The 9,546-nt window shown below is 36.6% G+C and carries 11 protein-coding genes; 6 read left to right on the forward strand and 5 right to left on the reverse strand.

Going from position 1 to position 9,546, the window contains the following annotated elements:
* Window positions 1-75 precede the first annotated feature (75 nt).
* The gene (gene ytxJ / locus VLB74_RS12900; RefSeq protein WP_325203865.1) at window positions 76-462 is read right to left on the reverse strand and encodes a bacillithiol system redox-active protein YtxJ; all 387 of its coding nucleotides are present in this window, start codon (window positions 460-462) and stop codon (window positions 76-78) included.
* A gap of 151 nt (window positions 463-613) precedes the next feature.
* Here ytxJ and clpB point away from each other — a divergent pair, with 151 nt between their 5' ends.
* Window positions 614-3,217 (forward strand): ATP-dependent chaperone ClpB, encoded by a 2,604-nt coding sequence (clpB, locus tag VLB74_RS12905; protein ID WP_325203866.1) that lies wholly within the window; start codon window positions 614-616, stop codon window positions 3,215-3,217.
* 130 nt (window positions 3,218-3,347) lie between these two features.
* Here clpB and VLB74_RS12910 read toward each other — a convergent pair whose 3' ends face one another.
* Entirely contained in the window at window positions 3,348-3,794 is a 447-nt protein-coding gene (locus tag VLB74_RS12910) for a hypothetical protein (RefSeq protein ID WP_325203867.1), read from the reverse strand.
* 159 nt (window positions 3,795-3,953) lie between these two features.
* On the opposite strand from VLB74_RS12910, the gene VLB74_RS12915 reads away from it, so the two are divergent.
* Window positions 3,954-5,198 carry an MFS transporter gene (locus VLB74_RS12915; RefSeq protein WP_325203868.1) on the forward strand — a complete coding sequence of 415 codons (1,245 nt, stop codon included), beginning with the start codon at window positions 3,954-3,956 and terminating at the stop codon, window positions 5,196-5,198.
* A 57-nt stretch (window positions 5,199-5,255) separates the two neighbouring features.
* On the opposite strand, the gene VLB74_RS12920 is transcribed toward VLB74_RS12915, so the two are convergent.
* The gene (locus VLB74_RS12920; RefSeq protein WP_325203869.1) at window positions 5,256-5,798 is read right to left on the reverse strand and encodes a hypothetical protein; all 543 of its coding nucleotides are present in this window, start codon (window positions 5,796-5,798) and stop codon (window positions 5,256-5,258) included.
* Window positions 5,799-6,118: 320 nt separating this feature from the next.
* On the reverse strand, window positions 6,119-6,403 hold the full coding sequence (locus tag VLB74_RS12925) for a hypothetical protein (protein WP_325203870.1): 285 nt from the start codon (window positions 6,401-6,403) through the stop codon (window positions 6,119-6,121).
* Window positions 6,404-6,524: 121 nt separating this feature from the next.
* On the opposite strand from VLB74_RS12925, the gene VLB74_RS12930 reads away from it, so the two are divergent.
* The 4 genes from VLB74_RS12930 (at window position 6,525) to VLB74_RS12945 (ending at window position 8,733) form a co-directional block, all read left to right on the forward strand.
* Window positions 6,525-7,079: a GNAT family N-acetyltransferase gene (locus VLB74_RS12930; protein WP_325203871.1), complete on the forward strand. Its 555-nt coding sequence runs from the start codon at window positions 6,525-6,527 to the stop codon at window positions 7,077-7,079.
* A gap of 10 nt (window positions 7,080-7,089) precedes the next feature.
* Entirely contained in the window at window positions 7,090-7,530 is a 441-nt protein-coding gene (locus VLB74_RS12935; protein ID WP_325203872.1) for a SixA phosphatase family protein, read from the forward strand.
* Between the two features lie 42 nt (window positions 7,531-7,572).
* A complete protein-coding gene (gene smpB / locus VLB74_RS12940; RefSeq protein ID WP_325203873.1) occupies window positions 7,573-8,025 on the forward strand; it encodes an SsrA-binding protein SmpB in 453 nt (150 codons plus the stop codon).
* 72 nt (window positions 8,026-8,097) lie between these two features.
* Complete coding sequence (locus tag VLB74_RS12945; protein ID WP_325203874.1) at window positions 8,098-8,733, forward strand: hypothetical protein; 636 nt, start codon at window positions 8,098-8,100, stop codon at window positions 8,731-8,733.
* Between the two features lie 77 nt (window positions 8,734-8,810).
* On the opposite strand, the gene VLB74_RS12950 is transcribed toward VLB74_RS12945, so the two are convergent.
* Window positions 8,811-9,452, reverse strand: coding sequence for a protein-L-isoaspartate(D-aspartate) O-methyltransferase (locus VLB74_RS12950; RefSeq protein WP_325203875.1), 642 nt, complete (start codon window positions 9,450-9,452; stop codon window positions 8,811-8,813).
* Window positions 9,453-9,546 lie beyond the last annotated feature (94 nt).

Genomic DNA, 9,546 nt, shown 5'->3' on the forward strand with positions numbered 1-9,546 from the left:
CAGGAAAATAATTAAGCAGTAAAATCCTTTTTTCAAACTAAAATAGGCTGACTTTCGAGTCAGCCTATTTTTTATTTATAAGAATCTTGTTAAATCTTCAGCATCAATCTCACTGTGGGAGGCGTCATAAACCGCTTTTCCTCCCTTGACAACAATCATTTGCGGAGATTGATGAACCACTCCAAACAAAGAAGCAATCTCATTTGAAACTTCCCTGTGATTAAGTAAATCCAAAAAATATGGTGTAACTTTATCTTTCAAATCAAACTCGTTTTCGAATTGCTTCAGTGCCATTCTGCTGATACTGCAACGCGTACTGTGTTTGAAGATTACAACCGGGTTTTCATGCGACAAATCCGTTATTTCGTTTAATTGCTCCAAATCGGTAAGTGAAACCCAAACCATTTTTGATTGAAGGCTATCATTACTTACGCTACCGAATATATTTTTGATAAAACTCATTTTTTGTCTGATTTTACGACATTTTGTCTTGATTTTATTCCCTAAAAACAAAAAACAAGTCATTTTGTCTTGATTTTAACATTGGAACACAAATTGTCCATGGTTATGCAAATCTAAAACAATTACACAACGATAAATAGTTTTTAACACTATGAACTTAAATAATTTTACAATCAAATCGCAGGAAGCTTTACAACAAGCACAGCAAATTGCGCAAGCAAACGAGCAGCAACAACTTGAAAACGAGCACATTTTTAAGGGAATCCTTGAAGTGGATGAAAACGTTGCACCTTTTATCCTGAAAAAACTAAATGTTAATGTAGATCTGTTCAAACAAATCCTGGACAGTACCATTCAGAGTTTTCCAAAAGTATCAGGCAGCGAAATAATGTTGTCCCGAGAGGCTAACAATACCTTATTGGAAGCAAACAACATAGCTAAAAAAATGAACGACGAATACGTTTCTGTTGAACATTTAATTTTGGCTATTTTCAAATCCAAAAGCAAAGCAGCGCAAATTTTAAAAGATCAGGGCGTTACCGAAAAAGGCTTGGAGGCGGCAATTTCCGAAATCCGAAAAGGAGAACGGGTTACTTCAGCTTCAGCCGAAGAAACATACAACGCCTTAAACAAATACGCTAAAAACCTCAACGAATTAGCCAGAACAGGAAAATTGGACCCTGTTATTGGCCGTGATGAAGAAATTCGCCGCGTCCTGCAGATTCTAACCAGAAGAACCAAAAACAATCCAATGCTGATTGGTGAACCGGGTGTAGGTAAAACAGCCATTGCCGAAGGATTAGCACACCGAATCGTGGATGGCGACGTTCCGGAAAACCTGAAAGACAAAATCGTTTTTTCTTTAGATATGGGTGCGCTGATTGCCGGTGCAAAATACAAAGGAGAATTTGAGGAACGTTTAAAATCGGTTGTAAAAGAAGTTACTTCCGCTGAAGGAGACATCGTATTGTTTATAGACGAAATCCATACATTGGTTGGTGCCGGAGGTGGCGAAGGCGCGATGGATGCCGCGAACATCCTGAAACCTGCTTTGGCCCGCGGGGAGTTGAGAGCCATCGGTGCCACTACGCTTGACGAATATCAAAAGTATTTTGAAAAAGATAAAGCTTTGGAGCGTCGTTTCCAAAAAATAAATATTGACGAACCGGATACGGAAAGTGCCATTTCCATCTTACGTGGTATTAAAGAGAAATACGAAACCCATCATAAAGTCCGAATCAAAGACGATGCGATTATTGCGGCTGTTGAATTATCACAGCGTTATATTACGAATCGTTTTTTACCGGATAAAGCCATCGATTTAATGGATGAGGCAGCTTCCAAACTTCGAATGGAAATCAACTCCAAACCCGAAGAACTGGATGTTCTGGATCGAAAAATCATGCAATTGGAAATTGAAATCGAAGCCATTAAACGTGAAAACGACGAGAATAAATTAAAAATTCTTGGTTTGGAACTTGCTAATCTGAAAGAGGAACGAAACGAGGTTTACACACGTTGGAAATCAGAGAAAGATGTAGTCGATGCGATTCAGAACGTAAAACAACAGATTGAAGATTTTAAAGCAGAAGCAGAACGTGCAGAACGTGATGGTGATTATGGTAAGGTAGCCGAAATCCGATACGGAAAAATCAAGGAGGCACAGGAAAATCTGGATGGACTTCAAAAACAATTATTAGAAAACCAGTCCGACAAATCACTGATAAAAGAAGAAGTAACTCACGAAGATATCGCTGAAGTAGTAGCCAAATGGACGGGAATTCCAGTAACTAAAATGCTTCAGAGTGAACGTGAAAAATTGCTGAAACTTGAAGATGAAATTCATCATCGCGTTGTTGGGCAACATGAAGCGATTAGTGCAATTAGTGATGCTGTTCGACGTAGCCGGGCCGGGTTGCAAGATCCGAAGAAACCAATTGGAACCTTTCTTTTCCTGGGTACAACCGGTGTGGGTAAAACGGAATTGGCTAAAGCTTTGGCAGAATATCTGTTTGACGATGAAAATGCCATGACCCGAATCGACATGAGCGAATATCAGGAGCGTCACAGTGTGAGCCGTTTAGTGGGAGCGCCTCCGGGATATGTTGGTTATGATGAAGGTGGTCAGTTAACAGAGGCTGTCCGACGCAGACCGTATTCGGTAGTATTACTGGATGAAATTGAAAAAGCGCATCCCGACACATTCAACATCTTGTTACAGGTATTGGACGAGGGACGTTTAACTGATAACAAAGGGCGTTTGGCCGATTTCAAAAACACTATCATTATCATGACTTCCAATATGGGAAGCGATATCATACAAGAAAAATTTGAAAATTTAAAAGGTGGCGTTGAAGCTGCAACCGAAGCTGCTAAAACAGAAGTATTGGGTCTACTGAAACAAACCGTTCGTCCCGAGTTTATTAATCGTATCGACGAGATTGTAATGTTTACCCCACTAACTAATGAGGATATTACGGAAATTGTTTCCTTACAACTAAAAAGTGTTATTAAAATGCTGGCACACCAACACGTCACGATGGATGCTACACCGGAAGCAATTGCTTATTTATCTGAAAAGGGATATGACCCTCAATTTGGAGCGAGACCGGTAAAAAGAGTGATTCAAAAAGAGGTTCTTAACGAATTATCAAAACAGATTCTGTCCGGAAAAGTTGTAACCGACAGTATCATACTACTGGATTGTTTTGACGGACAATTGGTGTTCAGAAATCACGCAGAATCTGAAAATTAAAATTCATACAACAAGTTAGTTAATAATAAAACCCTGATAGTTTTTGAAAGCTGCCAGGGTTTTTTATAGGAAAGAAATATACGATAAGCTACTGCCCCGTATTAAAAACAGTGTAAAAAATCACACAACTTTATTTTGAGTGCTCTATACGGTATTTGGCACTTTCCCAAATAGGATTATAAATTATAAGATGTCTTTTATATTGGTTCGGAGTGAGGATTTTTTGGATTTTAGAATTCTGCTCCCTAACAATTTTGTCAACACTCGCTCTATACTGTTCTTTTGTTTTGGTTCTGTCTTTGTTGACATAACTCAACTTGTTGGTATAATCGCTTATAATTTTAGCGTATTTTTTTTGCACTGCCGCCGACATACCGATAGTTTTTACCTCTTTCTGGTAATTCTCTTTAATCTTGACAATTTCTTTTTCGGTATAAAGTTTCTTTGTAACCACCTTGTCTTTACTGGTCTGACTCTTAGGTTTAGGGGTTTGAGTCTTCGTCGTAGTGGTCTGACTGAAAACGGTTAAACTGAACAATAACACAAACGCCAGAATTAGTTTTTTTAATGATCCCATAATTTTTATTTTTTAAAATTACTACCCAAAACTTGTTACTAATTTAATAAATATTCCTCAAAATCAATACTTTATTCTGACAAATATCTAATCACCAAATAATAAAAAACGTAAACTCATTTATTTTTCTATTTTTGAAACCCAAACCAAAAAAGAAAAATGAACGAATTTACCCTTAATGAAAAACTGAAGCATCTTTTCTCTTTTCCTGTAATTGTAGCGGCCTTAGGCTATTTTGTAGACATCTACGATTTACTTTTATTTGGAATCGTACGAGTGCCCAGCCTGAAGGATCTGAACCTTGATATCGATACAGCAGGAACACTGATTTTGAATTACCAGATGTTTGGATTGTTATTAGGCGGAATTCTGTGGGGTGTTTTAGGTGATAAAAAAGGAAGGCTTTCTGTTCTTTTCGGTTCTATTCTGGTATATTCCATAGCAAATATTGCCTGTGGATTTTTGCCGCAAATGCCATTTGAAGACAAAACAACGGTATATGCCCTGCTTCGTTTTGTAGCCGGAATCGGATTAGCCGGGGAATTGGGCGCCGGAATCACTTTGGTTTCCGAATCATTACCTAAACAATTACGTGCGATTGGCACTTCTATAGTTGCCGGTTTCGGATTGCTCGGAGCCGTTGTAGCGCAATTAACCGTAGAACTTGCCGGTGATTGGACTATCGCCTATTTTATTGGAGGCAGTTTGGGACTGATGTTGTTGCTCCTTCGCGTTAGTGTTGCAGAATCAGGAATTTATAACAACATAAAAGATTCCGAATCCATAAAAAAAGGAAACTTCATCACTTTCTTTACCAACCGAAATCGTTTTGTTAAGTATATGAAATGCATCGCCATAGGATTACCTACCTGGTTTTGCATCGGAATTTTAGCAATGATGGCCAATCAGTTTGCACCGGTTATGGGAATAACTTCAATTGTACCCGGAAAAGCAATTATGTGGGCCTATGTTGGTATTTCTGTAGGTGATTTTGCCAGCGGATTTATCTCTCATTGGTTGCATTCCAGAAAAAAAGCCATCTTTTACATGATGCTATTTACCATTATTGGAGTCAGTCTTTTGCTTTTTAACGGGCTGAAAACAGAAGCATCTTATTACTTTTATTGTGCATGGCTTGGATTAGGAACAGGATATTGGGCGATGTTCGTAACTGTTGGCTCGGAACAATTTGGCACAAACATCAGAAGTACTGCCACCACCACTATCCCGAATATGGTACGCGGACTCCTCCCGGTTATGCTGATTGCCTTTGACAATCTAAAAATAAATAATGGTGTAATTATGGCCGCAGCATTAGTCGGATGCATTGCCTTTGGATTGGGTATTTATGCCACACTTACGATAGAAGAAACCCATAATAAAGATTTGGATTTCAACGAATAAACAAAAAAGCGGCCTCTTTTGAGGTCGCTTTTTTATTTTAACATTATTACAAACAACTTATCCTTTTAAGATATCACCTTTGGAATTTACAACAATTTTTTTGGTTTCATCTCCTTTAGCAAGTTGCAGCTTATATTGTTTTGCTGTAATATCTCCATCTTCCTGTGAATACAAATATTTATCATTGACAATTTTCCAACCTGGATAATTTTTGTAAACATTGTAAATAACGGCTGATGGAAGTTTTACATTATTATATTTTTCAACTACACTCAATAGCTTACCATTTTCATCGTAGGTAGCTGCTAAAGAGCCATCTTTAACTTTCAAAGTTACGAGATAATTCTCATGACCTTCGTAATCTTTACCTAAATCATACGCTATAAATGCTTCCTGTAAACTTTTTATTTTCACATCATCACTCTCGTATTCAGGTAGATATACCGAAAAGTCATTACCAGCTCTTTTAATTACCATTTCAGGCAATTTTTTGGTCTCCAAGACTCCATCCCCATCTTTAGAAATAGGGGCTGTTTTATTCTGTGAATAGCCTGTCAAGGCAAACACAACACAAATTAATAAACAAATAATTGATTTCATAATGCTCGATTTTTGATTTGATTAAAATAACTTATCACGAATAATGAGCAATAGTAAGGCTTTCAATTACTTCCCCTTTTCGTTATGTGATTACACATTATTTTGATTCAAAATTACACCTGCATTAGCAATTATTTCTTTCTCAAACTTATACATCAATCAGTCTTACAAGAATTCAGTGCATGTAGTTTTGGAGTTTAACAGAGTAAAGATAAGTGTTTAAATAAGGAAGGCATGTTAAATATATCTGTATGATATGTTATAATTATGCCAACTTAACTGTAATTCTTTTTCATAAAAAAAGCTATCATAAGACAGCTTTAAATTGTTTTGTAAATTCTTCTGATTGGGATTACAACGCCCTGCTTCAAGATGATCCTTTCTTCAGTTAAGCCCCAAATAGTGGTATCAACCATCTTTTTTGACTCATCATCTTCAAAATAAATCTTAATTTTATGGTGCTCCAAATTCCCTAAAGTCAATGCTCTGTCCAATTCTTCTTTTCGTTGTTTGATTGCTTCTTTGTCATCATCAAGTACGTCTGAATTCGGAAAGGTCAATGACCCGATTTTTTCTTTGTCAATAACTTCAAAATTGTAATCCATAATAGTAATATGTTAGTTTAGGTTTTCTAATTTAAGAAATTTTCTTAAAAAAAAGAACAAATGATATTTTTTTTAGTAATTTCCTTCTGTTATTCTACAAACAAATCAATTTTTATACGATATGCTTATTTTCGATTTCACCGTATTCCCGATCTTAACAACCGAACGTTTAATTCTCCGGCAGATAATTAATGATGATGCGCCTGAAATGTATGCTTTACGATCTAATCCGGAAATTATGAAATACATTCCGAGGGAACTTCCAAAAACGATCGATGATGCGATAACCCATATAAAATACATGCAAGGGTTGTTGGAAAATCATGAATGCATCAATTGGGCGATTTGCCTCAAAGAAGACAATCGTTTGATTGGTAATATCGGTTACTTCCGAATGCAGCCCGAAAACCATAGAGCGGAAATAGGTTATATGCTCTCACAAAAATTCCACGGAAAAGGAATCATGCAGGAAGCCTTGACGGAAATTATTAAATATGGTTTTAACGAAATGAAATTACATTCTATTGAAGCGGTAACCGATCCCGAAAATTTTGCATCATGGAAACTTTTAGAGAAAAACGGATTTATCCGTGAAGGGCATTTTAAAGAAGACTGTTTCTGGCAGGGGAAATATTTAGACAGTTATGTGTATTCGCTATTAAACAGGAACGATTAAACAATACGCCATGGAAAAACCAATACAATCAACTGTAATTTATCTCATCCGACATGCCGAAAAAAAAGCCGATTTAAATAACCCAGGTTTAACGCAAGCCGGTTTAAATCGAGCTGAAAATTGGAGCAGGATATTTTCAGAAATTGCTTTTGATTCGATTTTCAGCACCGATTATCTCAGAACAATCCAAACGGTTACTCCAACAGCACGTGAAGGCAGAAAAGAAATCACAAAATACAGTTCGAGACTATTCGATTCAGAACAATTCAAACGGGAATGTTCTGGAAAAAAAGTTTTGGTTGTCGGACATATGAATACAATTCCCGAGATTGTCAACAGACTGATTAACCACAACATATATGAAGATATCAACGAAAACATTTATGGAAATCTCTACATCATAACCATTAGCGGAGATACTATTACCCATCAATTGCTGAAATTACCTTAAGCTATTGTACTTTCTTCAATTTGTTCATACATTTGCCATCCTATGCTAAAAACGGTCAACATACTTAATAAAAGAGCCAAATTCGATTATGAAATACTCGAAAAATACACGGCTGGAATTGTATTGACCGGAACCGAAATAAAATCCATAAGATTGGGTAAGGCCGGAATAGCCGAAAGTTTTTGTGAATTCCATGGAACTGAACTCTTCGTAATCAATTCACATATAGAAGAATACCTTTATGGAACGCATTACAACCACAAAGCAAAAAGTGAACGCAAATTACTTTTGAACAAACGCGAATTAAGAGGACTTTTAAAAAGCGTTCAGAACAAAGGATTAACCATCATCCCGCTTCGTCTGTTCACCAACGAAAAAGGATTGGCAAAACTGGATATCGCTCTATGTCGCGGAAAGAAAAATTACGACAAACGCGATACCATTAAAGATCGCGACACAAAACGTGATATCGACCGTATAAAAAAATCGTTTTAACGTTAATTCCCAACACTTTACATCATTTTATAAAATTTTTCTTAAATTGGTATTAACTTAAACAAGTATACCATGAGAAGATATTTAGCCTTGTTTTTACTCACGACTCTTATGAGTTGCAGCAGTACTGATACCGTTATTGTCAACAGCTGGAAAGATCCCGATTCAAATGCGGCAAAAGAACAGTTCAAAAAAGTAATGGTAGTTGCATTGGTTAAAGATGATAAAACCAGAAGGGATATTGAAAATACCATCGTCGATAACAATCCCATATTTAAAAGTTCCTATTCTTTTCTAAACGGCGCCAAGATTGACCTTACAAAAGAACAGCGTTTAAGTATCCTTAAAAGTGAAAATTTTGACGGAGCAATAACAATGCGATTGGTAAACATGGAAAAAGAAACCTATTACGTTCCGGGCACCTATAACACCATGTATTATGGCGGGATGGGATACGGTTACGGCTATGGATTTGACAATTGGTATGGCTTTTATTCACCCGATTTCTATACACCCGGTTATTATCAGGAAAGCACTACCTATCTGATTGAAACAAATGTATTTTCCTTAAATCAGAATAAATTGGTTTGGACGGGTACTACAAAATCGACAAATATCACTGATCCTGAAACGACAACCCGCAATATCATGATAGAGGTCGTTAAACAAATGGAAAAAGATGGTTTTTTAGATCCGAAAAGAAAATAAAATCAGAATATAAATAAAAAGGCTGTCTGTAAACATCTTGAAGTTTTTGCAGACAGCCTTTTCAGTATTCACATATTTTAATTTTTATCTTCCAAAAGAGGAACAAAACGGAAATCTCCAAATTCATGTTTTTCAAATTGGGTTTCGTTTTTTCTGATAAGCAATGTCATTACCTGAACATCCTCACCAACAGGAATTACCAATCGTCCTCCGATTTTCAATTGCGCCATTAGCGGTTGGGGAATGTATGGAGCGCCTGCGGTTACAATAATGCTGTCAAAAGGAGCGTAATCCGGCAACCCTTTGTATCCGTCACCAAAAGCCAAATGCTTCGGTCTGATACCTAATTTCGGTAACAATCTGAATGTTGCTTTAAACAATTCATTTTGTCTTTCAATTGAATATACCTTTGCGCCCATCGTACACAAAACAGCTGTCTGATATCCGGAACCGGTTCCGATTTCCAATATTTTATCGTCTTTTTTAACCTGAAGCAATTCCGTTTGAAACGCAACAGTATAAGGTTGTGAAATGGTTTGTCCTGCCGCAATTTGAAAAGGCTTATCCTGATAGGCAAAATTTTCAAAACTCGAATCCAAAAAGAAATGTCTCGGAATCTTTCTGATAGCTTCCAATACGTTTTTATCGGCAATTCCTTTTCTTTCCAAAAGGCTTACCAACTGATTTCGAAGTCCTTGATGTCTGGCTAAATCTCTCACTTTTTCGGCATGTTTATTTGTGTAAAATTAGGTTTAAAAACAATAAAAACAAATGCCAAATCCCGAAACTTTACACCAAAAAACAGTAAACTAT

Source organism: Flavobacterium sp. (genome assembly GCF_035456225.1).
Lineage (GTDB): Bacteria > Bacteroidota > Bacteroidia > Flavobacteriales > Flavobacteriaceae > Flavobacterium.